Origin of the sequence: Mesorhizobium amorphae, from assembly GCF_014843845.1 — a bacterium.
GTDB classification, from domain to species: domain Bacteria; phylum Pseudomonadota; class Alphaproteobacteria; order Rhizobiales; family Rhizobiaceae; genus Mesorhizobium; species Mesorhizobium amorphae_A.
On the sequence record NZ_JHQS01000056.1, the window covers coordinates 26,808 to 49,226 of the forward strand.

Below are 22,419 nucleotides of genomic sequence, written 5' to 3' on the forward strand. Positions count from 1 at the left end.
GCGTCGGCGAATTGAGTTCAGCCAGCGGATGCGCCGTCTAGTTCGTGGTTTCGTGTGCCCAGAACATCCACGGTGCAGCGTTCCAAAACCAGTTGGCTTACGGTACATTGATCACAAATCGAAGATTGTTGTTTAAAGACAATGTCTTGCAGAGCCGCAGCCGGCATGTCCGCCCGCCGCCGTCGCAGGATTTTGTACTGATGGTCCAGAAAGCGGGTATGCCTTGAGCACAAATATACGCGGGAGTTCGACGCGACAGCGCATTATGGACGTCGCCCAGGACGCTGTCCTGCTGAAGGGCTTCGAAGCGACGTCGATCGATGAAATCGTCGCGGCCGTAGAGATATCCAAGGGCGGCTTTTTCTACCATTTTGCCGACAAGAACGCGTTGGCTCAGGCGTTGATCAGGCGCTACATCGAGGAAGAGGATCGTATTTTCGACGACTTGTTCGGCAGGGCCGGCGAACTCAATGACGACCCATTGCATGCCATGCTGATCGGCCTGAAAATGCTAGCGGAACTGTTCGAGAATTTGCCGCACGCCCACCCCGGCTGTCTGGTCGCCACGACCGCCTATCAGGACAGGATGTTCGACGCCGAGGTTCGCGAGTTGAATCGTTCTGCAATCCTGGGCTGGCGTGCCAGATTTCTCGCAATGCTCGAGGACATCCGGGCGTTATACCCCCCCAACGAGCCGGTCGATATCGACGCGCTCGCCGATATGGTCATGGGTGTAGCCGAAGGAGGTATCGTTCTGTCCAAGGCGTTGAATGAGCCGAGTGCACTGCCGGCGCAAATCATGCTGTTCCGGACCTATCTGAAACTGCTCTTCAGCCCTCGTTTGAAGCCAACACTGTGAGCCGGCGGCCAGCTAGTGGTAGGGTCGATCAAGGCCCTGCGGTCGCTCCGCCGTCGAAGGGCCTCAAGCGGGTCTGTTGGAGCTCTAGCCCCAAACCATGGGCAGCTTTTTCACTCAGCGTGTGATCACCATCGACGGCCGCCGGAACTCCCAGCCTTCCCGTTCCAGTGCTGGCACGGCGTGTTCCTCTGAGGGGTAGCCGACGCAGAAGTAGCCGATCAGCGTCCATTGCGGAGGCGCGTCGAGGATCGTCGCCATCTCTACCGGATCCAGGATCGAGACCCAGCCCATGCCTATGCCTTCGGCGCGCGCCGCCAGCCACATAGTGTGAACCGCCATGACCGCCGAATATTCGATGGTGGCAGGCATGGTCAGGCGGCCAAGTCCGTGCCCCTGCTCCGTTGTGCGGTCGGCGAAAACCGCAAACTGACAGGGCGCCTCGTTCAGGCCGGCGAGCTTCAGGCGGGCATAGAGCGCGGCGCGCTCGCCGCAGAACGATGTCAGCGCCTCCGCATTGCAGCGTTCAAAGCACGCCTTGACGGCCTCACGGCACTGCGCGCTCTCGACCACGACGAAGCGCCAGGGTTGGCTGAGCCCGACGGAAGGCGCAATACTGGCGAGGTCGAGCAGCCGCTCCAGCGCGCCTTCGGGAAGCGGCGTCGGTTTGAACCGCCGCACATCCCGGCGCCACAGGAAGAGGTTGACGAGCTCGGCGCGAAAACCGTCGGGAAATTCCGGGCCTGACGTCATGGCTCTATCGTCTCGGACCAGCGCCACTATGCTGCCGCCGCCACCGTGCGGCCGAGGCCGCCATTGAGATCGAGGCAGCGTTCGAACCATTGCGCCACGATGTCGCTATCCTCCAGCAGCCGGTAGGGCGAGGCGATGCGTGCCCATTGCAGGGCGCCGAAGACGATGTAGTCGGCAAAAAGCGGCGAGGCGCCGCCAATGAAAGGCTGGTAGCCGAGCATCGAGCGCAATGGCTCCAGCGAGGCGCGGAATGCGTTTAGTCCGGCGTCGCGGCCAGCCACCACCTCTTCCAGCCGCTTGCCGAAGCGCTGCTCGCGGTTCTGGCGGAAATAGGCGGCATTCGGCTCGTCCTGCATGGCGTGCAGGTCCATGACCGCCACGGTGTTGATGTAGGGATGGATGGTCAACTGCGACCAGCGTTCGATGAAGCGCGCCATCGCCTTGCCGCCGTCGCCGGAAAACAACGTCGGCCGCTCCGGATAGGTCTCGTCGAGATAGAGCGCGATGGCGAAGGAATCAGCGATCACCTTCTCGCCATCGCGGATCACCGGAACGAGCTTCGAAATACCGGCCTCGACGGCAGGCACTTCGAGGAAGCGCGTCGGCACGCTGGAACTGTCCAGCCCCTTGTGGGCGAGCGCCATCGCGATCTTCCAGCAATGCGGGCTGAACGGGCGCGCGGCATCGCGCCCGACAAGTTCATAGAGCACAATGGTCATTGGCGGAGCCGTTCCTCTGGTTGGAGCAAAAGCATGACTGATGGAGCCATTCCGTTTCCATCACACCATCCTTTGCTCTAGGTAGAGCCGGAATTCGAAGCGAGCCGGTGAAAGAGATGAAACAGCATTTCATGATGTTTGCGGTCTACAATCAATGGGCCAATGGACGCATCTACGAGGCCGCCGCCGATCTCGTGGACGAAGAATTCGAAAGGGATGTCGGCGCCTTTTTCGGCTCGATGGCGGGCACGCTCAACCATCTGCTGGCCGCCGACCGTGTCTGGATGAAGCGCTTCACCGGCGAGGGCGACGCACCTTCCAGGACCGACACGATCATCCACCGCGCCTTGTCTGTCCTCAGCCTGGCACGCGAAGCGGAGGACAAGAGGATCATCGACTGGGTCGGCGGCATGAGCGACAAGGCGCTCGCCGGCCGCTTCTCCTACATGACGCTTACCGACATGCGCACCGTCTCGCAGAGGCTGGCGCCGGCGCTGGACCATTTCTTCAACCACCAGACCCATCATCGCGGCCAGGCGCATATGATCCTGACCGTGCTCGGCCGACCCTCCGTGCCGCTCGACCTGACGCTGTTCCAGCGCAGCGAGGAGGGCCGCGCCTATGCCTGATTTTGGGATCGGGCATGTAGCATATTAGTAACTTCTAAAGTTTTAGAATAAAACATGATTTGTTTTAGCGCATTAATGAAATATTCAAAAACCAGGATTCACTGAAACAGAAAGAGCGGTGAAACTGAAGTGCATCTCCAAGCGTAGCCCTTGTTGCATGAGCAATATAGCGGATTTGTTCCAGGAAATTGCGATGCAGGAACTGGATGGCAACAAAGGAGAGTGTCATGCCTAGTATCGTTCGGAAAATAGCTGAAACTTTTGCAAGTGGAGCGATTATCGTTATTCTCGCCGCTCCTGCAAATGCGGCTGAGGTTGCCTTGGTGGCCTTGGCGGCGTTTCCATCGGCGGCAATTCAGCCAGCGGCAATGTGGGCGGCGCCAATGGGGCCAACGCGGATGCTTCCTTCGGCGGCAGCAGCACCAGCGCCAACGCTTCGATCGGCGGCTCGGGTGCCGCCAATGCCAATGCCACCCTTGGTGGCGGCGGTGCCGGGGTTGCGGCGTCCCTGGGCGGGACCAACGGCGTAGGGACCAATGCGTCCCTGGGCACCAGCAATGGCGTCAATAGAGCGCTGGGAACGACGCTCGGCGGCACGAGCGCCAATGTCGGTGTCGGCACCGGGGCTGGAACACCTGGCATTCCCGGCACTGCGGCAAATCCTGACACGCTGGGTCTGCCCGGCGTCGTCGCCCAGATGTCGACCAGCCAGCTGACGCGCTTGAAGAAGCGCTGCGTCGATGTGCTCAGCAGCGAAGGCACTTATGACCGCGAGCTGCGGCAGCTGTGCCTGCTGATCTCGCGCCGGTAGCGCGCCTGCCACGCGTTGACGACAACTTCCGGCAGTCTGAAGGCCCGCCACTCAGATGGCGGGCCTTTTTGCGCTGGTCCGGCCAATAAATATTAGCGTGTCGAACATTAGTGTCTTTGCGGGGAAAAGCTTAACCATGTTCGGATTGCAAGTCCGATCTTAGGATTTCATTTGCCTTCCCGCTTCAGGATGATCTGACGTAGCGGGAGCAATGGCATGCGCATCGATTTGTCCCCGACAAGTTGGGGCAGGGTCATAGTGGTGACGGTGGTCGGCACGGCGATCTGCATTGGCGCTGCGTTCTTCGTCGATTCCTTCAATTTCCCCCATCTGTCGCCCGAGGCGCTGTGGCACGCGCAATTGACCGACCTGTTTCTGCCGCTGGTGCTGGCCGGCTCGTTTTTCTTCTTCCTGATGTACAAGATGCGCCAGCTGGCCATCGCCCAGAGGGAGCTGAGCATCGTCGCGGCCACCGACAGCCTGACGGCGGTGTTCAACCGCGGCGCGTTTTCGATGCTCGTCGAAGCCTATCTCGATCAGGCCCGCAGCCAGGCGGTCGTCAATGCCGGTGCGTTCCTGATCGTCGACGCCGATCACTTCAAGACCATCAACGATCGTCTCGGCCACGATTGCGGCGACCAGGCGCTGAAGCTGATCGCCAAGACGATCCAGGACCAGCTGCGCGGCGCCGACATCGTCGGCCGCATCGGCGGCGAGGAATTCGCGGTCTTTCTTCCCGGCGCCGACTCCTCGCAGTCCTGGCTGGTCGCCGAGGGCATAAGGCGGCGGATCCGCGAGGTGGAATTCGCCCCGGGCGGCCGGCCTTGCCCGCTTTCCGTAAGCATAGGCGGCATCGCCTTCAACGGCCCGACCACCTATGCCGACATGTTCCGGGTGGCCGACGAGCACCTCTACAAGGCCAAGTCGAACGGCCGCGACCAGGTCAGCTTCGAAACGACCGCGCTGCGCAGCCCGGCGGTCGGCGACGCCGCGACCGTCCACTGAAACTAGTGAATAGTAAATAGTAAATAGTAAGTGCTGAGCAGCTACCCGCCTGCACGCTTATCCAGTGCCATCAGCTATTCCACCATTCACCATTCACTATTCACGATCACGCGGCGTAGCCGCCAAAACCACGCGCGACCGGCTTGACCGAGACGGCGGGCTGGGCGGCAGGCCAGAGCACGCCGGCGGTCACTGCAAAGGTGATCAGCGCATCGCGCGCCGCCTCGGCGGAGACATCGCCGGCACGTGCCGCTTCGCAGGCCTTCACCGCCGCGCCATAGCTCAGGCGGCGCCGCGACGGCGGGAATTCGGTCAGGAATTCGTGCATGTCGAACAGCGACGCGATCACGCGCTTGTGGCCGGCGCCAACGGTGACGGCGACCGGGGTGAAGAACATCCTGTCGTGCATTCTGGCCTCTCGGGTTGGGCGAAAAAGGCGGCGGCCGCCGCTCTTCCGGTTGGGGTCGAACGCCAGAGAACGCGGAGGGTGGCATGAGGTTCCATGGTGAGGGGCTTTTTTCGGGCAGTGGGCGCTGGTCGAGGCGCTGCGCTACAGGGCGAGTGGGATAGTCCGAAAGAACCTATGGAACGGAAGCGGTCGTCGTCATGTGGCCCGGAGCGAGTGGCGGCCCCACAAAATGCGCCGACAGCACCAGGAACAGGATGGCGATGCCGGCGATAAGGGCGGCAACGAGATTGACGAACAGCCTCCCGGCGAGTTGCCCCAATCTCTGCCGCCAGCTCATGGCGCGCGAAGGACCAGATAGTCGGTGGAAACGGCATTGGGGCCGGTTCCTCGCGTGACGCGCACGGTCGCCAGTTTCTGTCCGGAGAGACTTGCGTCGGCGCTCGCCCCGGGCATCGGTATCGTTCCGTCGACCGCCCGGCATTGGCCGATCATGCCGGTGCCTTGCAGCCTGCGGGGCAGGGCGGCGGTGCACGCGGCGATGTCCGGATAGACGACGGGCTGTGTCTGAGCCGGGTGACAGAAAACCATGTCCGGACTGCATGAAAGCAAGATCATTGCCGCCGCCACTACGGGTTCCATCGTCGTGCTCCGCTTGATCGCGGATCAACGCAAAGCGCGGTCTTTGGTTGCCGGCAAAGTGAAGCTGCAGCCTATTTCCACATGCCGCGCATGCGTGCGCCGAGGTCGACACGCACCTGCGGCTGGCGGCGCGGATCGTCCTTGGCCTGGACGCTCGCCCACGCCGTCTGTTCGAAGGCGGCAAGGATCGAGGCCGGGATGAAGCGCGTGCGCGAAGCATAGACGTGGCGGTCGCCGCGCGCCGCCTGGCCATGGACGAAGAAGCGCTGCGGCATGACCAGATGCAGGCTGTCCCTGGCCCGCGTCATCGCCACATAGAGCAGCCGGCGCTCCTCCTCGATGTCCTCCTTGGTGCCGACGCCGAGATCGGCCGGAATGCAGCCGTCGACGGAATTGAGCACGAAAACGTTCTTCCACTCCTGGCCCTTGGCCGAATGGATGGTCGACAGGATGAGATAATCCTCGTCGCGATGCGGCGGCCCGGCCTGGTCGCTGGTCGCATCCGGCGGATCGAGCGTCAACTCGGTGAGGAAGCGCTCGCGCGAGGCGTATCCGGATGCGATCTGCTCGAGCTGCAGAAGGTCGGCCCGCCGCGTCGTCGCGTCCTCATGGATGCGCTCAAGGTGCGGCTCATACCAGAGCCGGACCTGTTCGAGATCGGCAGGCCATTTCGCGCCGGCCCGCAAGGCGGAATAGAGCGCGATGAAGGCCGGCCAGTCTTCCGCCGCGCGCTGCGGCGGCCGGTAGCGGGCGAGCCCCATCGCCTCGTCGAGCGACGTCGCCATGGTCTCGACGATTTGCGAGGCGGCCGAGGGGCCAATGCCGGGCAGGAGCTGCAGCACGCGAAAACCGGCGACGCGGTCGCGCGGGTTCTCGGCAAAGCGCAACATCGCCAGCATGTCCTTGACATGGGCGGCGTCGAGGAATTTCAGCCCGCCGAACTTGACGAAGGGGATGTTGCGGCGCGTCAGTTCGATCTCCAGCGGCCCGCTGTGGTGCGAGGCGCGAAACAGCACAGCCTGCGATTTCAGCACCGTGCCGGCCTCGCGCTCGGCCAGGATCGCCTGGCAGACATAGTTGGCCTGCTCGGCCTCGTCGCGCACGCTGACCAGTTTCGGCTTCTGCGAGGATTTGCGCTCGGTCCACAGGTTCTTGGTGAAGCGCTCGGAGGCCTCGGAGATGACCGCATTGGCGGCGGCGAGAATGGTCTCGGTCGAGCGGTAGTTGCGCTCCAGCGTGACGATCGCGGCTGCCTGAGCGAACTGTTTTGGGAAATCGAGGATGTTGCGCACTTCGGCGGCGCGGAAGGAATAGATCGACTGCGCGTCGTCGCCGACCACCGTCAGCCCGGAGCCGTCGGGCTTCAGCGCTGTCAGGATCGAGGCCTGCAGCCGGTTGGTGTCCTGATATTCGTCGACGAGCACATGGTCGAAGCGGCTGCCGAGATGCGCCGCGATCTCCGGCTCGGCGGCCATCTGCGCCCAGTAGAGCAGCAGGTCGTCGTAGTCGAGCACGTTCTGCGCCTGCTTGGCCTCGACATAGGCGGCAAACAGCGCCTTCAACTGGTCAGCCCACCCCGCGCACCAGGGAAACGCCGAGCCCAGCACCTCGCCCAGCGGCGCCTGCGCGTTGACGGCGCGCGAATAGATCGCCAAGCATGTGCCCTTGGTCGGAAAACGGCTTTCCGTCTTCGAGAAACCAAGCTCGTGGCGGGCAAGGTTCATCAGGTCGGCAGAATCCTCGCGGTCATGGATGGTGAAGGCCGGATCGAGGCCGATCTCCAGCGCATAGTCGCGCAACAGCCGGGCGCCTATGCCATGGAAGGTGCCGGCCCAGGTCAGCGCGTCCGTGATGACCGAGGCGTCGCGCCCCAGCACCTCGCCGGCGATGCGCTCGACGCGCTTCGCCATCTCGGTGGCTGCGCGGCGCGAAAACGTCATCAAAAGGATGCGGCGCGGGTCGGCGCCCTTGACGATCAGATGCGCGACGCGGTGGGCGAGCGTGTTGGTCTTGCCGGACCCGGCGCCCGCGATCACCAGGAGCGGCGCGGCAACCATGCCGTCGCCGTGCTCGACCGCCTGGCGCTGCTGGTCGTTCAGCTTGGCGAGATAGGCAGGCTGGAAGGTCGAATCACGGGCAGCAAGGTTCATCGCCCATCAAGCATCGTTTCCGCTTTGTTCGCAACGTCGAAGCTGTCGATCTCCCCCACGAGGGGGAGATTAGCTGTGCCGCCGTCGACTTCGCAATCTATCGCCTCGGCTCCATACCCATCGCGGCCGACTGGCGCCGCAGCGCACGGCGCTCGTCGCCAGGCATCGGCAACGGATCGAAATCATCCGGCACGTCGTCGATGACCTTCCTGGTGAAGCGATAGGTCGCATAGGCGAACAGGCCAACAATCAGCTGACGGATCATGATCAAATACTCCTTCGGCGGACCAACCGGAGAGAGAGCATTTGGTTCCGCCCTCCTGCGGCCGGCTTGCCGTGCAACCAAACCGGCACCGCGTCGTTTGCACCTGATGAAAGGGGCGAACGAGAGGAGGTTGTCATGAAGAAGCTTCCGATGCTGCTGGCCTTGGGGCTCGCGCTCGCTGCCTGCGACAACAACATCCCGCCGACCAAAGCGCCCGTCGACCAGAATCTGCAGGTCGACAAGAATGCGGTACCCAAGTCGGCGACTGGCGGTGATCAGGCTGGCACGCCACCGGCGCAATAGCGATGATGCCTCTCAGGGCAAGGGCGTGCGGCCCGACCAGGACATCGGGCGGGAAATCACGCTGGCCGCAAAAGAAGGCCGGCGCTGCTTGGGAGGAAGCTGAAAGCGCCGGCCAAGCGGGAAATCAGGCCCGCCGCACAAGGAAAGATAGCTGAGTCTTGCCGTTGCGTCATTGTACGAATGCGTACAGTCGTCGGGCTGTTGCAAACGTGCATCGCATAGGTGAGTTGCTCGAGGAAACGTCTCGAAATTCAATTGTTGCCTTGGACTATGCAAGTTGCAAACTTGAACATGCGCCAAGAGGCAATCGAATTGATGTATTTGCTTTGATGTTCGTTCGGCGGTTCTGGCGGGCCGCCCCTCACTGCTGGCGTTCGCCGCTCATCTCGATGTCCAGCTGGCGTTGCGTTAGCGCTGCCTCGGCCATCACCCATTGCTTGAACAGCACCACCTTGCGCGCTGCCAGCGTCGTATCCGGGCTGACGAAATACCAGCCGGCGGTGTTGGGATGGTGGACCGCGAACGGCGCCACCAGCCGCTCGGCGCGGATGTCGCTCGCCATATAGGCGCGGTTGGCCACGGCGAAGCCCATGCCCGCATTGGCCGCCTCGTAGGACATCATGCAGGAATCGAAATAGATGCTTCTGGTCTCGCCGAGCACGAAGCTGGCGCCGGCAAAGCCCAGCCATGACTGCCAGTTCTGGGTACAGGTGTCGGAATGCAGCAGCGTGAAGTACTGCAAATCGTCCGGCGTCACCTTGGACAAAGGCTTGTCACCGAGAATTTCGTGGAACAGCTTGCGGCTGCATACCGGCGTCAAATCTTCCTTGAACAGAAGATCCGCCTTCAGGTCGGGGAAGTGGCCGTCGCCATAGCGGATTTCGAGGTCGAACTCCGACGTCGCGAATTCATGCGTGGCATAGGAGGTCGAGACCCGCATCTCGATATCGGGATGTTGCTGCTGGAACGCCGGCAGGCGCGGGAACAGCCAACGCGCCGCGAAGGTCGGCAGCACCGAAATCTTCAGCACATGCGCCTGCGACTGTCCGGTCGCCTCCATGCTTGCCGCCACGATCCGCTCCAGCGCTTCGCGCACGCGCGACACATAGGTCTCGCCCTCAGGCGTCAATGAGACGGCATTGCCGCCGCGTTGGAAGATCTTGAAGCGCAACTGGTCCTCGAGGCTCTTGACGCGCTGGCTGACCGCGGAGGCGGTGATGAACTGCTCTTCGCCGGCGCGCGTGAAATTCCTGTGCCTCGCGGCACTCTCCACGATTTTCAGCGAATTGAGGTTGACCTGACTGAGCAGACGCACGGTTTCGACCTTAAGCTGGGCTTAGGGTAGCACCAGCATTCCTAATTTTACAGGGGGTGCTAATTTAATCGACTGTCGTTCAAGTGTTGTCCCCGATCCTGGAGAAGTACAATGAACGCACATACCATCCCGGAATTGCGCTATGCGATGAGCCGTGAAGCCATCATCGGCCACGAGACGGCCTGGAAAGTGTCTAGTTTCGGCGTCGCGCAGTATCGTCACGGCTATGACCCGGCGCTGCTTGCCGCGATCGAGGAGGCTGCGCTCAAGCTCAAGGCCAGCCACGCCGTGCACAAGCACCTCGACCTCACCTTCATCACCGGCGCCGACCGTTTCATTCCCGAAATCAGGGAGTTGCTGCACGACAAGCTGCGCCTGGAGCGGCTCTCCGACATGATGGGCACCAAACTCGAACCCTATCCGCTGTCGATCGTCGGCTCGACCGTCACCTTCATGAATCCCAGGGATGGCGCCGTCGATTGGCATTGCGACGGCGTTCCGGTCACCGAGCTCATTCCGCTGTCGATCAGCGATCCGCTGGTCGGCGGCCATCTCGAAATCTATTGCGACGATTCAGAGACCGGCCGCGCCATCCTCGAATCTGGCCGCGAGATCCCGCGCAACCGCGTCATGCGCATCGACCACAAGATGAACTACGCCACGCTCGGCCAGTTCCTCGGCGTGCTCCACCGCACAGCGCCGATCCAGCTCGGCGAGCGCGTCACGCTGGTGCTCAACCAGCGCTCGGTGTCAAAACCCTATGTCGACGACAACCGCATGTTCTACCTCGCTGCCGACAACGATCACGACCGCGAATGGGTCAACGAACTGGCCGAGGATGTGTGGACCAACCAGCTGCCGGCCTACCGCCGCCACGAGGAGGAACGCCCGGTGCCGCAGCCGCTCGACGCGGCCGTGCGGGGCGGCGCAAGGGAATCATGGTAAGCAGGCCATGGGCGGGAACCGGTTTTTGCTGAGCTGACCTTCGATTTCGGAACAGATCATGGTCAAACAGGAGCATACACTCCCGTTCCGGTCCGCCCTGGGCGGGTCGGGCTCAAGGTCCGCGCTGGTCTTTGCCGCCGGCGCGGTCGCGCTGTGGGCGACCAACGCGCTGGTCGGCAAATCCCTGCTCGCAAGCCATTCGGTGTCGCAGGTGCAGTTCCTGCAATTTGTTGGCGCCGCCCTGGTCTTTGCCTTGATCCGGCTGATCGGTCGGGATGGCGGCAGGCGACGGATGCCGCAAGATGGCGGGGCGGGGATGAGTGCTGCTCTGGTGCCGTTCGCCGTCGGCATCATCGGGCTTGTCGGTACCATGATCCTGCAATATGTCGCCTTCGCCTCGATGCCGGTCATCGAGGCCAATCTCGTTGCCTACACCTGGCCGCTGATGGTCGCGGCGGCGATCATCGTCCTCGACAGGCCGCGTCGTCCGGCGCTGCTCGGCATCACCGCCGCGCTCGGCTTCGTCGGCGTCGCGCTGGTGATTTCGGGCGGGCGTGAACAGTCGTGGTTCCAGGGCAATCTCGCCGGCTATCTCGCCGCCTTCGGGTCGGCGCTGTGCATGGCCTTCTATTCGATCGTCGTCGGTCGCCTTGCCACGTCACCGGACCGCCTGCTGCTGCCTTCGGCGCTGGTCGGCGTGGCGCTGACATTCCTGTGGTGCGTTCACGACGGTGTCGCCTGGGACATCGGCCCATACCTGCTTGCCGGGCTCTATCTCGGCGCTGGTCCGATGGGCCTCGGCTACTATTTCTGGTCGCGGGCTCTGAAGCTCGACCAGGGCGGCAAGGTCGCAGTTGCCGCTTATCTCACGCCGATCGCCTCGACCCTTTTGCTTACGCTCTCGGGCGAAAGGCTGACGATGACGGCCATTGCCGGCGCCGTCCTCGTCATCGGCAGTTGCATTGCGGTTGGCATCGAAGGTTCGGAGGCCGAAAACCATGCTTGACGAGGATGAACGCCGCGCTAGACAGGAAGCGCACTGGCTGGTCAGGGAGTTCGGCGCCGAGGCGCCGCTCTATGCCGCAATGAAGGCAGAAAAGGCGATTGAGCAGAAAGATTTCGGTCGTTGTGCCCGTTGGAAGCGTATTCTCGAGATTCTGTCCGATTCCGTGCACTCAAAGTCGACCGCGTCCAAGTATTAGATTTTCTAATTTGCGCCGCCGTAGGCGGCTATGAAAATATCGGACCGTATTGAGTCTGCATGGGTTACTGACTCTTGATGGGTCCGTTGGGGAACGGGGCGAATCGATACATCCAAAGAAGTCTTCAAAAGAGCTGGCGACTTGATCGCCAGCAGAGGGAAAAAAATTGAACAATATCGATGACAGGACTGCAATCGAACTCACCGCCGACATTGTCTCGGCCTATGTCGGCAACAATCCGCTTCCGGCCGCCGGCCTGCCGGACCTGATCGCCAGTGTCAGCGCCTCGGTGCGCAAGCTGGCTGGTGCCAGCGCCGTCAAGGAAAGCGTGGCGCTGACGCCGGCCGTCAATCCGAAGCGGTCGGTATTTCCGGACTACATCGTCTGCCTCGAGGATGGAAAGAAGTTCAAGTCGCTGAAACGGCACCTGAGCACCGACCACGGGCTGACTCCGGACGAATACCGCGCCAAATGGGGTCTGGCGCCAGACTATCCGATGGTGGCGCCCAGCTATTCGGCGACCCGCTCGGCGCTGGCGAAGTCTTCTGGTCTCGGCCGCAAGCCTGCCGTGGCTGCTCCGGCCAAGGCGGCCAAGCGCAAGGCCAAGAGCTGATCGCGAACTATGTGATATGTCGCCCAAAGTGCGCGGCGCTTTGGGCGACATGCATAAAGCCAAAGACTTGAAGCGCGTCGCGTGAATCCGTTTCAACGCGACGCGCTTTGACGTGCTCCAACGTGCTCCAACGTTGCCCCTATCAGTTTCTCGGTTCCGGCAGCGTCTGAGCGCCCATCCGTTTCGGATCTTGCGCATTCGCCAGATTGTCGGCTTCGACCGCCGTCATCTCAAGAAAATACACCAGCATGTGATAGCGCGTGCGCGATAGCATTTTCGCCAATTTCCGGGTGATGCCGGCGACATATCTGAGCGCGCGCAGATCGTTCGCTGACTCGTCCATGATGGGCTCCCGACCAAGTAAATCCTCTTGGCGCCCAAGTCGAATCGAGGCGCAAAGACAAGGTCACAGCATCGGCGCAAAAATTGAAATCAATTCTTCGAAAAAACATCGTGGCCGGAGCAAAAGTTTTTCTGGTCCTTGCGCATCCGAAGCGCACGCGATGCGCTAGTATATGTTGAGGCTGACTTCAAGTTGTCTGTTGAATCGATTTTTTGCTCGGCAACGTGGGTCGGGCCGATTCAGGTGGTGCTGTCTGGCCGTCCGACGTCACGGCGAGGCCTATTTGGCCAGCCCAGCCGCAAGCCCTTGCGAAGCGTCGGTGTCCCGTGCAAAAGCGCGGCCATGCTTGTTATCAACGACCTTTCGCTGCGCATGGCCGGGCGCCTGCTTCTCGACCACGCCTCGCTGACCTTGCCGGCCGGCACCAAGGCCGGCCTCGTCGGCCGCAACGGCACCGGCAAGACAACTTTGTTCAAGGCCATCACCGGCGATTTCCCCTCCGAGACCGGTTCGATCAGCCTGCCGAAGAACACCCGCATCGGCCAGGTGGCGCAGGAAGCGCCGGGCACCGAGGAGCCGCTGATCGAGATCGTGCTCAAGGCCGATGTCGAGCGCCAGGCGCTGCTCGAAGAGGAAAGGACGGCGACCGATCCGCACCGCATCGCCGACATCCACATGCGACTGGCCGACATCGATGCGCATTCGGCCGAGTCCCGCGCCGCCACCATCCTGGCCGGCCTCGGCTTCGACGATGCGGCGCAGCGCCGCCCGGCCTCGTCTTTCTCAGGCGGCTGGCGCATGCGCGTGGCGCTCGCCGCCGTACTGTTTTCCGAGCCCGACTTGTTGCTGCTCGACGAGCCGACCAACTATCTCGATCTCGAAGGCACGCTGTGGCTGGAGAACTACGTCTCCAAATATCCGCACACCGTGCTTCTGATCTCGCACGACCGTGACCTGCTCAACCGCGCCGTCAACTCGATCGTCCATCTCGACCAGAAGAAGCTGACCTTCTGGCGCGGCGGCTACGACCAGTTCGAGCGCCAATACACCGAGCAGCGCGAATTGCAGGAGAAGGGCCGCGTCAAGCAGGAAGCGGCGCGCAAGCATATGGAGTCCTTCGTCGAGCGCTTCCGCGCCAAGGCTTCCAAGGCCAGGCAGGCGCAGTCGCGCATCAAGGCGCTGGAGAAGATGAAGCCGATCGCGGCGATCGTGAACGACACGGTGCGGCCGTTCTCCTTCCCCGAGCCGGTCAAGACGGTGGCCTCGCCGATCATCGCGCTGAACAGCGTCAATGTGGGCTACACCGAAGGCCAGCCGATCCTGAAGAAGATGACGCTGCGCATCGATGCCGACGACCGCATCGCGCTGCTCGGCGCCAATGGCAACGGCAAGTCGACCTTCGCCAAGCTTTTGTCCGGCCGCCTGAAGCAGGAGACCGGCACCATGACGGTGGCGCCCGGGCTGAAAGTGGCGATCTTCGCCCAGCACCAGCTCGACGATCTCAGGCCGGAGGAAAATGCCTATGAGCATGTCCGCCGGCTGATGCCGGAGGCACCGGAATCGAAGGTGCGCGGCCGCGTCGCCCGGTTCGGCCTCACCACTGAAAAGATGAACACCGCCGCCAAGGACCTGTCGGGTGGCGAGAAGGCGCGGCTGCTGATGGGCCTGTCGGCCTTCGACGGGCCGAACCTGTTCATCCTCGACGAGCCGACCAACCATCTCGACATCGACAGCCGCGAATCGCTGATCCATGCGCTGAACGAGTTTCCGGGCGCAGTGATCCTGATCTCGCACGACCGCCATCTTTTGGAAGCGACGGCCGACCGGCTGTGGCTGGTCAAGGACGGCGCGGTCAATCCGTATGACGGCGATCTGGAGGATTACAAGACGCTGGTGACCGGCGTCTCCGGCGACCGCCGCGAGCGGCGCGAAGCTGACAAGGCGTCGAAGGCCGACCGCCGTCGTGAGGCGGCGGCGCGCCGCGCCGCCTTCGAGCCGCTGGCCAAGGAAATCCGCGCCACCGAAGCGCTGATGGACCGCATCCGCAAGCGCATGGACCTGATCGAGGACGAACTCGCCAATCCGGCGATCTATGAGAAGGATCCGTCGACAGCGACACGGCTCGCAAAGGAGCGCTCGCAGCTCGCCCATACGCTGGCCGGCCACGAGGAGAAGTGGCTGACCATGTCGGCGGAATATGAGGAAGGCACGGCGGAGTAGGGGTAGCGTGATCTCCCCACTTGGGGGGAGATTGGCTAATCGTCTGGCCCTACACGCCACCGCCGAAATTCGCTAGACAAAACCCCATGAACCAGCACGCCAAGCTCCGCATCGGCCATTCGGCCTGTCCGCATGATTGCCCGTCGACCTGTGCGCTCGAGGTCGAGTTGCTCGACGACAAGCGAATCGGCCGCGTCCATGGCGCCAAGGCCAACAGCTATACCGCAGGCGTGATCTGCGCCAAAGTCGCCCGCTACGCCGACCGCGTCCATCACCCTGATCGCCTGCTGAAGCCGCTGGTCCGCGCCGGCGCCAAGGGCGAGGGCGCCTGGAAGGAATCCAGCTGGGAGGCGGCTCTCGACCTTGTCGCCGAGAAATTCATCGCGGCCGAGGAAAAACACGGCTCGCAGACGGTCTGGCCCTATTACTATGCCGGCACGATGGGGCTGGTGCAGCGCGACGGCATCGACCGGCTGCGCCACGCGAAAAAGTACTCCGGCTTCTTCGGCTCGATCTGCACCAACCTGGCCTGGACCGGCTGGATGATGGGGGCCGGCGCCTTGCGCGGACCCGACCCGCGCGAGATGGCCAAGTCCGACTGCGTCGTGATCTGGGGCACCAATGCCGTGGTCACGCAGGTCAACGTCATGACCCACGCCATCAAGGCGCGCAAGGAGCGTGGCGCCAAGATCGTCGTCATCGACGTCTACGAGAACGCGACGATGAAGCAGGCCGATCTCGGCCTGGTGCTGAAGCCCGGCACCGATGGCGCGCTGGCCTGCGCGGTCATGCATGTGCTGTTCCGGGATGGCATGGCCGACCGCGCCTATCTGGAAAAATACACCGACGATCCGCGTGGGCTGGAAGAGCATCTAAAGGAGCGCACGCCGGAATGGGCGGCTTCGATCACCGGGCTCGACGTGGCCGAGATCGAGACCTTCGCCCACCTCGTCGGCACGACCAAGAAAACCTATTTTCGCCTTGGCTACGGCTTTGCACGCCAGCGCAACGGCGCGGTCAACATGCATGCGGCGTCCTGCATCGCCGCCGTCACCGGTTGCTGGCAGTATGAAGGCGGCGGCGCCTTCCACTCCAATTCCGGCATCTTCAAGCTGAACCAGGATGTGCTCGAAGGCACCGCGATGCGCGACCCCAGCGTGCGCTATCTCGACCATTCGCGCATCGGTCCGGTGCTGACCGGCGCTGCGGACGCGCTCTATGGCGGCCCGCCGGTGACGGCGCTGCTGATCCAGAACACCAATCCGGCCAATGTCGCGCCCGAGCAGCGGTTGGTGCGCCAGGGTTTCCTGCGCGACGATCTCTTCACTTGCGTGCACGAGCAGTTCATGACCGACACGGCCAAGCTCGCCGATGTCGTGCTGCCGGCGACGATGTTTCTGGAACATGACGACGTCTACAAGGGCGGCGGCAACCAGCACATCACGCTCGGCCCGAAGCTGATCGACCCGCCGGAAGGGCCTCGCACCAACCACTTCGTCATCGAGGAACTGGGCAAGCGGCTCGGCGTCGCCGACCGGCCGGGCTTCGGGCTCACGGAGCAGCAGCATATCGACATCATTCTCGGCAAGCGCGGGCTGGGCAGCTTCGACAGCCTGAAAGAGCAAAAATGGGTCGACCTGCAGCCGGATTTCGAGGCCGCGCATTTCATCAATGGTTTCGACCATCCGGACGGAAAATTCCGCTTTCGCGCCGACTGGACCGGGCAGGCCGCTCCCAACCGGCCGCCGAAAAGCATGGGCCTGTTCGGGCCGGTGGAGCGGCTGCCGGAATTCCCCGATCATGTCGACTTGATCGAGGTGGCGGACGAAGCGCATCCGTTCCGGCTGACGACGTCGCCGGCACGCAACTTCCTTAACTCGACCTTCGCCGAGACGCCGGTGTCGAAGGCCAAGGAAGGCAGGCCGGAACTGCTTCTGCACCCCGACGACGCAGCCGCATTTGGGCTTGCCGATGGCGCCCGCGTCGAGGTTGGCAACCAGCGCGGCGAAGTGGTGCTGCATGCAAAACTGTTCGACGGCATCAAGCGCGGCGTGGTGATCGCCGAAGGCATCTGGCCGAACAGCGCGCATGAGCGCGGCGAGGGCATCAACGTTCTGACCGGTTCCGACGCGCCGGCGCCTTATGGCGGTGCGGCGCTGCACGACAACAAGGTCTGGCTGCGCAAGGCGGAAGAGCTGGGCGCCTAGAGCAATTCCAGGAAAAGTGCGTAGCGGTTTTCCGTCCGGAATTGCGTCAAAACAAAGAGATAGAGCGGTTCGGCGTTTCCGTGAAACGATCAACCGCTCTAGCGGTGGCTTCCAGATTTGGCATCTGGCCCAAATGCCTGCCGTCGCGGCTGCCAGCTTCCGCGTCTATGGAGGCTCCCCTCAGCTGAGACGAGGAAGGATGCCATGGCCGGGATTTCGCTGCTGGGAATACCGCATGACGAGAACTCGTCCTATCTGCGCGGCGCGGCGGCAGCGCCGACACTGATCAGGCGCGAACTGCACAGCGACGCCCACAGCTCGTGGAGCGAAACCGGCTTCGATTTGACGGATCGCTTCGTCGACCATGGCGACATCGATTTCGCAGGCGCCGGCGACCCGTGGGATCAGATCGAAAATGAGGTCGGCCGCGCGTTGGATGCCGGCCATCCGCTGATCAGCCTCGGCGGCGACCATGCCATCGCCTGGCCGGTTCTGCGCGCCGTGCGTCGCCGCCACCCCAGCCTGACGATCGTCCAGATCGACGCCCACCCCGACATCTATCCTGCCTATCAGGGCAATCTGCGCTCGCACACCTCGTCCTTCGCCCGCATCATGGAGGAGCGGTTGGCCGACCGGCTGATCCAGATCGGCCTGCGCACCCTCAATGACGACCTTCGCGACCAGATCAGGCGCTTCGGCGTCGAGGTGGTCGAGGCGCGCCATTTCAGCGAAGGTCTGCGGCTCGACCTCAAGACGCCCGTCTACCTCTCGGTGGATCTCGACGGTCTCGATCCGGCCTTTGCGCCTGGCGTCTCCCACCGCGAGCCCGGTGGGCTGTCGACCCGCCAGGTGATCAGCCTCATCCAGGGCATCGACCAACGAATCGTCGCCGCGGATGTCGTCGAATACAATTCAAGCCAGGATGTCTCGAACCTGACGGCACTGGTTGCCGCCAAGCTGGTGAAGGAGATCGCCGGCATGATGCTGAAGACCAACGGCGCGACTGCCGGCTGAATCAATTTGGCAAGGCGGCGTGCTAGACGATTGTTCCGACTCGCCTTTCAATAGGACACGCCATGCCACTCCTCAGGATAGCCATCGCCGGCGCGCTTGGCCGCATGGGTCGCCAGATGGTGGAAGCCATCGAGGCTGATCCGCGGCTGGCGCTGGCCGCCTGTTTCCATCGGCCCGGCGTCGCCGGCGAAGGGCTGGTCAGTCGAGATGATGCACTGGCCGCTGCCGACGTGGTCATCGACTTCACCACGCCGGCCGCATCCGCTGAACTCGCAGAAACCTGCGCAGCGCGTGGCGGGCCGGCACTGGTGATCGGCTCGACCGGTTTCAACGACGGGCAACTTGCCGCGATTGCAGCTGCGGCCAAAACCATCGCCATCGTGCGCTCCGGCAGTTATTCGCTCGGGCTCAACATGTTGGTCGGGCTGGTCGAGCAGGCGGCCAGCGCACTCGATCCCGATGACTGGGATGTCGAGTTATTCGAGGCGCATCATCGCCACAAGGTCGATGCGCCGTCCGGCACCGCGCTGATGCTGGGTGAGGCCGCGGCCAGGGGACGCGGCATCGAACTCGACGTCGTGGCGCGGCGCGTTCGCGATGGCATCATCGGCCCGCGGCCGCAAGGCGAAATCGGCTTCGCGGTAGTGCGCGGTGGCAGCATCGTCGGCGAGCACAGCATCAGCTTCTGCACCGAGGGCGAGGTGGTCACCCTGTCGCATTCGGTCGGCGACCGTATCATGTTCGCGCGCGGCGCCATCGCCGCCGCCCTTTGGGTGGCCGGACGCCCGCCCGGCCAATACGACATGCGCGATGTGCTCGGGTTCAACGCCTCGTGATGAGCAATCCTGCCTGATTTCGACTATTTGCCGTCATCGAACGGCTGAAAGCCAGCTGAAAGCTTGGCCGTGCCATGACGGTGCCGCGGTGTTCACCGTGTGACCAGTCCTGGTGGCCGGCGAGGAGGAAATGCGGCGCAGCCTTTGGCGCGCGCCGCCCAGGTGGAGGAAGTTTCGTGACCGGTTTCATCTCGAAGTACGCCTTGCGTTCAGCGGCGCTGGCGTTGGCCATCGCCGCCATGGGTGCCACGACGGCATCGGCGGCCGACAAGATCACCATCATCGTCGGCGGCATGGAAAAGCAGATCTATCTGCCGGCGGTGCTTGCCCAGCAGCTCGGCTACTTCAAGGATCAGGGGCTCGATGTCGAGCTGGTCAATTCGCGCGCCGGCGTCGAGGCCGAAAACGAATTGCTGGCCGGCGCCGTGCAGGGCGTCGTCGGCTTCTACGACCACACCATCGACCTGCAGTCGAAGGGCAAATACATCCAGTCGATCGTCCAGTTCAGCCAGGCGCCGGGCGAGGTCGAACTGGTCTCCGCCAAGCACCCGGAGATCAAGTCGCCGGCCGACTTCAAGGGCGCCACGCTCGGCGTCACCGGCCTTGGCTCCTCGACCGATTTCCTCAGTCAGTATCTTGCCGTTCGCAACGGGCTGAAGCCCGGCGACTACACGCTGCTGCCGGTCGGTGCCGGCAACACCTTCATCGCCGCAGTCAAGCAGGATCAGATCCAGGCCGGCATGACCACCGAACCGACCATCGCCCAGTTGCTGAAGACCGGCGAGGCCAGCGTCCTCGTCGACATGCGTACCCCTGAAAAGACCAAGGAAGCGCTCGGCGGGCCCTATCCGGCGGCGTCCTTCTACGTCCAGTCCGCCTGGCTCGATGACCACAAGGACGAGGCACAGAAGCTCGCCAATGCCTTCGTCAAGACGATGAAATTCATCGCCACCCATTCGGCCGAGGAGATCGCCGACAAGATGCCGAAGGATTATTATGCCGGCAACAGGGATCTCTACGTGCAGGGGCTGGCCGGCGGCAAGGCGATGTTCACGCCCGACGGCCGCATGCCGGCCGACGGTCCGCCGACCGTGCTCAAGGTCCTCTCGACATTCTCCAAGAGCCTGCAGGGCAAGCAGATCGACCTGTCGAAGACCTACACGACTGCGTTCGTCGACGCCGCCAAGTAGCGTCGCACCCACGGGCATCGGTTTCTGTATCGCCCGTTGAAGAACAAGGGTTTTCGCCGTTCGCTTGAATCAAACCGGCAGCGCGGCCCTTGCCAGACCACCAGGAGACCCGCGGCTGCGCTGCGGGCTCCCTTGACCCATTGCGACAGGAGTGTGCCATGCAACTGCAACCCATGGCGGCCGGGAGGCTGTCTCAGGCCGCGCCACCGGCCGATGCGGCGATCGCCATTGACGACGTGACGCTGCGCTTCGTCACGCCCGACGGCCACATGATGACGGCGATCCGCGATTTCACCATGACGGTGGCGCGCGGCGAGTTCGCCTGCGTCGTCGGGCCGACCGGTTGCGGCAAGTCGACGACGCTCAACCTCGTCACCGGCCTGCTCAGACCGACCACCGGCAATGTCCGTGTCATGGGCAACCCGGTCACCGACATCAGTCGCGACATCGGCTTCGTCTTCCAGGCCGATGCGCTGTTTCCGTGGCGCAGCGTCATCGACAATGTCGCCGCCGGCCCGCTCTATCGCGGCACGTCGAAGGCGCAGGCCTATGAGCGGGCGCGTGACTGGATCGGCCGCGTCGGCCTCGGCCGCTTTGAAAAGCATTATCCCCACCAGCTCTCCGGCGGCATGCGCAAGCGCGTCGCGCTCGCCCAGACCTTCATCAACCAGCCCAAGATCCTGCTGATGGACGAGCCGTTCAGCGCACTCGACATGCAGACCCGCACGGCCATGCAGGACGAGTTGCTGGGTCTGTGGTCGGAGCAGAAATCCTCCGTCGTCTTCGTCACCCACGACCTCGAGGAGGCGGTGGCGCTGGCCGACAAGGTCTATGTGCTGACGGCGGGGCCGGGCACGGTCAAGAGCGTCTACCGCATCGACCTGCCGCGCCCGCGCGTCATGGCCGACATCCGCTACGACCCGAAATTCGTCGAGATCGCCAAGGTGATCTGGAACGATTTGCGCGAGGAAGTGCAGCTCGGCCAGAGCCGCACTTTGCAGACCGGCCATTAGAGCGGGTCGCCGACCCGCCTCTAATGATTTTTGTTTTTTCGCAATTCCGGACGGAAAACCGCTTGGCACTTTTCCTGGAATTGCTCTGAGAGGAGACACCGCCATGACCGCCATCTCTCCCGCCGCCGACCATGCTGCCGTCCGCGACGCCTCGATCGCCGTTGCCGAAAGCATGGCGAAGGCGCAGCTGCGCCTTCGCCATGCGCTGGTCATCGGCTTGCGCCTGGCTATCCTCGTCGTCTTCCTCGGCCTGTGGGAACTCGGTGCCGATTACAATTTCATCGACCCGTTCTTCTTCGCCAGCCCCTCCGGCATCTGGCAGCAGATCTGGTCGTGGATCACCGAAGGCACTTCGCAAGGCCCGCTCTGGCTGCAGACCTATGTGACGCTGGAGGAAACCTTCCTCGGCTTCGTCATCGGCGCCCTTGGCGGCATCGCCGCCGGCATCATCCTTGGCCGCAACCGGCTGCTCGCCGACGTGTTTTCGATCTACATCAAGATCGCCAATTCCGTGCCGCGCGTCGTGCTTGGCTCGGTGTTCATCATCGCGCTTGGCCTCGGCATGGCTTCCAAGGTGGCGCTGGCGGTGGTGATGGTGTTCTTCGTCGTCTTCGCCAATGCCTTCCAGGGCGTGCGTGAAGCCGACCGGGCGATGATCGCCAACGCCCAGATTCTTGGCGCCTCGCCGTTCCAGATCACCCGCACCGTCATCATCCCGTCGGCGATGAGCTGGATCCTGGCGAGTCTCCATGTCAGTTTCGGCTTCGCGCTGGTCGGCGCCGTGGTCGGCGAATTCCTCGGCGCCAAGCAAGGCATGGGCCTGCTGATCTCGACGGCGCAGGGCGCCTTCAATGCCAACGGCGTCTTCGCCGCCATGGTCATCCTGGCGGTGATGGCGCTTGTGGTGGAATTCATCATCACCCGCTTCGAGAACTATGTCGTCAAATGGCGCCCGGCTCCGTTCAACGAGCAGGGAGCCTGA

The 22,419-nt window shown here is 63.1% G+C and carries 25 protein-coding genes; 16 read left to right on the forward strand and 9 right to left on the reverse strand.

The window, feature by feature from the left end; translation table 11 throughout:
- Positions 1-265 precede the first annotated feature (265 nt).
- Positions 266-859: a TetR/AcrR family transcriptional regulator gene (locus tag DH08_RS22480; RefSeq protein ID WP_192181376.1), complete on the forward strand. Its 594-nt coding sequence runs from the start codon at positions 266-268 to the stop codon at positions 857-859.
- A 114-nt stretch (positions 860-973) separates the two neighbouring features.
- Here DH08_RS22480 and bluB read toward each other — a convergent pair whose 3' ends face one another.
- Positions 974-1,609: a 5,6-dimethylbenzimidazole synthase gene (gene bluB, locus DH08_RS22485; protein WP_192181377.1), complete on the reverse strand. Its 636-nt coding sequence runs from the start codon at positions 1,607-1,609 to the stop codon at positions 974-976.
- A 26-nt stretch (positions 1,610-1,635) separates the two neighbouring features.
- Entirely contained in the window at positions 1,636-2,328 is a 693-nt protein-coding gene (locus DH08_RS22490) for a glutathione S-transferase family protein (protein ID WP_192181378.1), read from the reverse strand.
- Positions 2,329-2,444: 116 nt separating this feature from the next.
- Between DH08_RS22490 and DH08_RS22495 the strand changes: the two genes are divergently transcribed.
- From DH08_RS22495 to DH08_RS22505, 3 genes are all read left to right on the forward strand, one after another.
- Positions 2,445-2,957, forward strand: a complete 513-nt coding sequence (locus DH08_RS22495) for a DinB family protein (RefSeq protein ID WP_192181379.1) — start codon at positions 2,445-2,447, stop codon at positions 2,955-2,957.
- 370 nt (positions 2,958-3,327) lie between these two features.
- Positions 3,328-3,768 carry a hypothetical protein gene (locus DH08_RS22500; protein ID WP_246800960.1) on the forward strand — a complete coding sequence of 147 codons (441 nt, stop codon included), beginning with the start codon at positions 3,328-3,330 and terminating at the stop codon, positions 3,766-3,768.
- Positions 3,769-3,984: 216 nt separating this feature from the next.
- Entirely contained in the window at positions 3,985-4,773 is a 789-nt protein-coding gene (locus DH08_RS22505) for a GGDEF domain-containing protein (RefSeq protein WP_192181380.1), read from the forward strand.
- A 106-nt stretch (positions 4,774-4,879) separates the two neighbouring features.
- On the opposite strand, the gene DH08_RS22510 is transcribed toward DH08_RS22505, so the two are convergent.
- The 5 genes from DH08_RS22510 to DH08_RS22530 all read right to left on the reverse strand — a co-directional run bounded on the left by DH08_RS22510 (position 4,880) and on the right by DH08_RS22530 (position 8,236).
- Positions 4,880-5,182 (reverse strand): DUF982 domain-containing protein, encoded by a 303-nt coding sequence (locus DH08_RS22510; RefSeq protein ID WP_192181381.1) that lies wholly within the window; start codon positions 5,180-5,182, stop codon positions 4,880-4,882.
- A 172-nt stretch (positions 5,183-5,354) separates the two neighbouring features.
- The gene (locus DH08_RS22515; RefSeq protein WP_210328838.1) at positions 5,355-5,519 is read right to left on the reverse strand and encodes a hypothetical protein; all 165 of its coding nucleotides are present in this window, start codon (positions 5,517-5,519) and stop codon (positions 5,355-5,357) included.
- A complete protein-coding gene (locus tag DH08_RS22520; RefSeq protein WP_192181383.1) occupies positions 5,516-5,821 on the reverse strand; it encodes a hypothetical protein in 306 nt (101 codons plus the stop codon). The genes DH08_RS22515 and DH08_RS22520 overlap by 4 nt, the downstream gene beginning before the upstream one ends.
- A 71-nt stretch (positions 5,822-5,892) precedes the next feature.
- Positions 5,893-7,971, reverse strand: coding sequence for an ATP-dependent helicase (locus DH08_RS22525; RefSeq protein ID WP_192181384.1), 2,079 nt, complete (start codon positions 7,969-7,971; stop codon positions 5,893-5,895).
- Positions 7,972-8,068: 97 nt separating this feature from the next.
- Positions 8,069-8,236, reverse strand: a complete 168-nt coding sequence (locus DH08_RS22530) for a hypothetical protein (RefSeq protein WP_192181385.1) — start codon at positions 8,234-8,236, stop codon at positions 8,069-8,071.
- A gap of 135 nt (positions 8,237-8,371) precedes the next feature.
- Here DH08_RS22530 and DH08_RS22535 point away from each other — a divergent pair, with 135 nt between their 5' ends.
- Positions 8,372-8,539 (forward strand): hypothetical protein, encoded by a 168-nt coding sequence (locus DH08_RS22535; protein ID WP_192181386.1) that lies wholly within the window; start codon positions 8,372-8,374, stop codon positions 8,537-8,539.
- A gap of 361 nt (positions 8,540-8,900) precedes the next feature.
- Here the strand turns inward: DH08_RS22535 and DH08_RS22540 are convergent, their stop codons facing one another.
- The gene (locus DH08_RS22540; protein WP_192181387.1) at positions 8,901-9,854 is read right to left on the reverse strand and encodes a LysR substrate-binding domain-containing protein; all 954 of its coding nucleotides are present in this window, start codon (positions 9,852-9,854) and stop codon (positions 8,901-8,903) included.
- 111 nt (positions 9,855-9,965) lie between these two features.
- On the opposite strand from DH08_RS22540, the gene DH08_RS22545 reads away from it, so the two are divergent.
- The 4 genes from DH08_RS22545 (at position 9,966) to DH08_RS22560 (ending at position 12,614) form a co-directional block, all read left to right on the forward strand.
- Positions 9,966-10,799 carry a hypothetical protein gene (locus DH08_RS22545; protein ID WP_192181388.1) on the forward strand — a complete coding sequence of 278 codons (834 nt, stop codon included), beginning with the start codon at positions 9,966-9,968 and terminating at the stop codon, positions 10,797-10,799.
- Positions 10,800-10,857: 58 nt separating this feature from the next.
- Entirely contained in the window at positions 10,858-11,805 is a 948-nt protein-coding gene (locus DH08_RS22550; RefSeq protein WP_192181389.1) for a DMT family transporter, read from the forward strand.
- Entirely contained in the window at positions 11,798-12,001 is a 204-nt protein-coding gene (locus DH08_RS22555) for a hypothetical protein (RefSeq protein WP_006201563.1), read from the forward strand. Before DH08_RS22550 ends, DH08_RS22555 begins: the two co-directional genes overlap by 8 nt.
- 166 nt (positions 12,002-12,167) lie before the next feature.
- A complete protein-coding gene (locus DH08_RS22560) occupies positions 12,168-12,614 on the forward strand; it encodes a Ros/MucR family transcriptional regulator (protein WP_192181390.1) in 447 nt (148 codons plus the stop codon).
- A 142-nt stretch (positions 12,615-12,756) separates the two neighbouring features.
- Here DH08_RS22560 and DH08_RS22565 read toward each other — a convergent pair whose 3' ends face one another.
- The gene (locus DH08_RS22565; protein WP_192181391.1) at positions 12,757-12,957 is read right to left on the reverse strand and encodes a hypothetical protein; all 201 of its coding nucleotides are present in this window, start codon (positions 12,955-12,957) and stop codon (positions 12,757-12,759) included.
- Positions 12,958-13,299: 342 nt separating this feature from the next.
- Between DH08_RS22565 and DH08_RS22570 the strand changes: the two genes are divergently transcribed.
- From DH08_RS22570 to DH08_RS22600, 7 genes are all read left to right on the forward strand, one after another.
- A complete protein-coding gene (locus DH08_RS22570; RefSeq protein WP_192181392.1) occupies positions 13,300-15,177 on the forward strand; it encodes an ABC-F family ATP-binding cassette domain-containing protein in 1,878 nt (625 codons plus the stop codon).
- An 86-nt stretch (positions 15,178-15,263) separates the two neighbouring features.
- Complete coding sequence (locus DH08_RS22575) at positions 15,264-17,384, forward strand: molybdopterin-containing oxidoreductase family protein (protein ID WP_192181393.1); 2,121 nt, start codon at positions 15,264-15,266, stop codon at positions 17,382-17,384.
- Between the two features lie 204 nt (positions 17,385-17,588).
- Positions 17,589-18,398, forward strand: coding sequence for an agmatinase family protein (locus tag DH08_RS22580; protein ID WP_192181394.1), 810 nt, complete (start codon positions 17,589-17,591; stop codon positions 18,396-18,398).
- Positions 18,399-18,460: 62 nt separating this feature from the next.
- Positions 18,461-19,234, forward strand: coding sequence for a 4-hydroxy-tetrahydrodipicolinate reductase (dapB, locus tag DH08_RS22585; protein ID WP_192181395.1), 774 nt, complete (start codon positions 18,461-18,463; stop codon positions 19,232-19,234).
- A gap of 239 nt (positions 19,235-19,473) precedes the next feature.
- Positions 19,474-20,424, forward strand: coding sequence for an ABC transporter substrate-binding protein (locus DH08_RS22590; protein ID WP_246800977.1), 951 nt, complete (start codon positions 19,474-19,476; stop codon positions 20,422-20,424).
- A 158-nt stretch (positions 20,425-20,582) separates the two neighbouring features.
- Positions 20,583-21,437: an ABC transporter ATP-binding protein gene (locus tag DH08_RS22595; protein WP_210328839.1), complete on the forward strand. Its 855-nt coding sequence runs from the start codon at positions 20,583-20,585 to the stop codon at positions 21,435-21,437.
- Between the two features lie 103 nt (positions 21,438-21,540).
- Positions 21,541-22,419 carry an ABC transporter permease gene (locus tag DH08_RS22600; RefSeq protein ID WP_192181397.1) on the forward strand — a complete coding sequence of 293 codons (879 nt, stop codon included), beginning with the start codon at positions 21,541-21,543 and terminating at the stop codon, positions 22,417-22,419.

Coding starts and splice junctions, on each gene's coding strand:
- DH08_RS22510 (WP_192181381.1), bottom strand. CDS start 5,182: ATGCACGACAGGATGTTCTTCACCCCGGTCGCCGTCACCGTTGGCGCC.
- DH08_RS22545 (WP_192181388.1), top strand. CDS start 9,966: ATGAACGCACATACCATCCCGGAATTGCGCTATGCGATGAGCCGTGAA.
- DH08_RS22530 (WP_192181385.1), bottom strand. CDS start 8,236: ATGATCCGTCAGCTGATTGTTGGCCTGTTCGCCTATGCGACCTATCGC.
- DH08_RS22580 (WP_192181394.1), top strand. CDS start 17,589: ATGGCCGGGATTTCGCTGCTGGGAATACCGCATGACGAGAACTCGTCC.
- DH08_RS22555 (WP_006201563.1), top strand. CDS start 11,798: ATGCTTGACGAGGATGAACGCCGCGCTAGACAGGAAGCGCACTGGCTG.
- DH08_RS22590 (WP_246800977.1), top strand. CDS start 19,474: ATGGGTGCCACGACGGCATCGGCGGCCGACAAGATCACCATCATCGTC.
- DH08_RS22595 (WP_210328839.1), top strand. CDS start 20,583: ATGCAACTGCAACCCATGGCGGCCGGGAGGCTGTCTCAGGCCGCGCCA.
- DH08_RS22570 (WP_192181392.1), top strand. CDS start 13,300: ATGCTTGTTATCAACGACCTTTCGCTGCGCATGGCCGGGCGCCTGCTT.
- DH08_RS22495 (WP_192181379.1), top strand. CDS start 2,445: ATGAAACAGCATTTCATGATGTTTGCGGTCTACAATCAATGGGCCAAT.
- DH08_RS22535 (WP_192181386.1), top strand. CDS start 8,372: ATGAAGAAGCTTCCGATGCTGCTGGCCTTGGGGCTCGCGCTCGCTGCC.
- DH08_RS22520 (WP_192181383.1), bottom strand. CDS start 5,821: ATGGAACCCGTAGTGGCGGCGGCAATGATCTTGCTTTCATGCAGTCCG.
- bluB (WP_192181377.1), bottom strand. CDS start 1,609: ATGACGTCAGGCCCGGAATTTCCCGACGGTTTTCGCGCCGAGCTCGTC.
- DH08_RS22565 (WP_192181391.1), bottom strand. CDS start 12,957: ATGGACGAGTCAGCGAACGATCTGCGCGCGCTCAGATATGTCGCCGGC.
- DH08_RS22515 (WP_210328838.1), bottom strand. CDS start 5,519: ATGAGCTGGCGGCAGAGATTGGGGCAACTCGCCGGGAGGCTGTTCGTC.
- DH08_RS22505 (WP_192181380.1), top strand. CDS start 3,985: ATGCGCATCGATTTGTCCCCGACAAGTTGGGGCAGGGTCATAGTGGTG.
- DH08_RS22550 (WP_192181389.1), top strand. CDS start 10,858: ATGGTCAAACAGGAGCATACACTCCCGTTCCGGTCCGCCCTGGGCGGG.
- DH08_RS22525 (WP_192181384.1), bottom strand. CDS start 7,971: ATGAACCTTGCTGCCCGTGATTCGACCTTCCAGCCTGCCTATCTCGCC.
- DH08_RS22600 (WP_192181397.1), top strand. CDS start 21,541: ATGACCGCCATCTCTCCCGCCGCCGACCATGCTGCCGTCCGCGACGCC.
- DH08_RS22575 (WP_192181393.1), top strand. CDS start 15,264: ATGAACCAGCACGCCAAGCTCCGCATCGGCCATTCGGCCTGTCCGCAT.
- DH08_RS22480 (WP_192181376.1), top strand. CDS start 266: ATGGACGTCGCCCAGGACGCTGTCCTGCTGAAGGGCTTCGAAGCGACG.
- DH08_RS22490 (WP_192181378.1), bottom strand. CDS start 2,328: ATGACCATTGTGCTCTATGAACTTGTCGGGCGCGATGCCGCGCGCCCG.
- dapB (WP_192181395.1), top strand. CDS start 18,461: ATGCCACTCCTCAGGATAGCCATCGCCGGCGCGCTTGGCCGCATGGGT.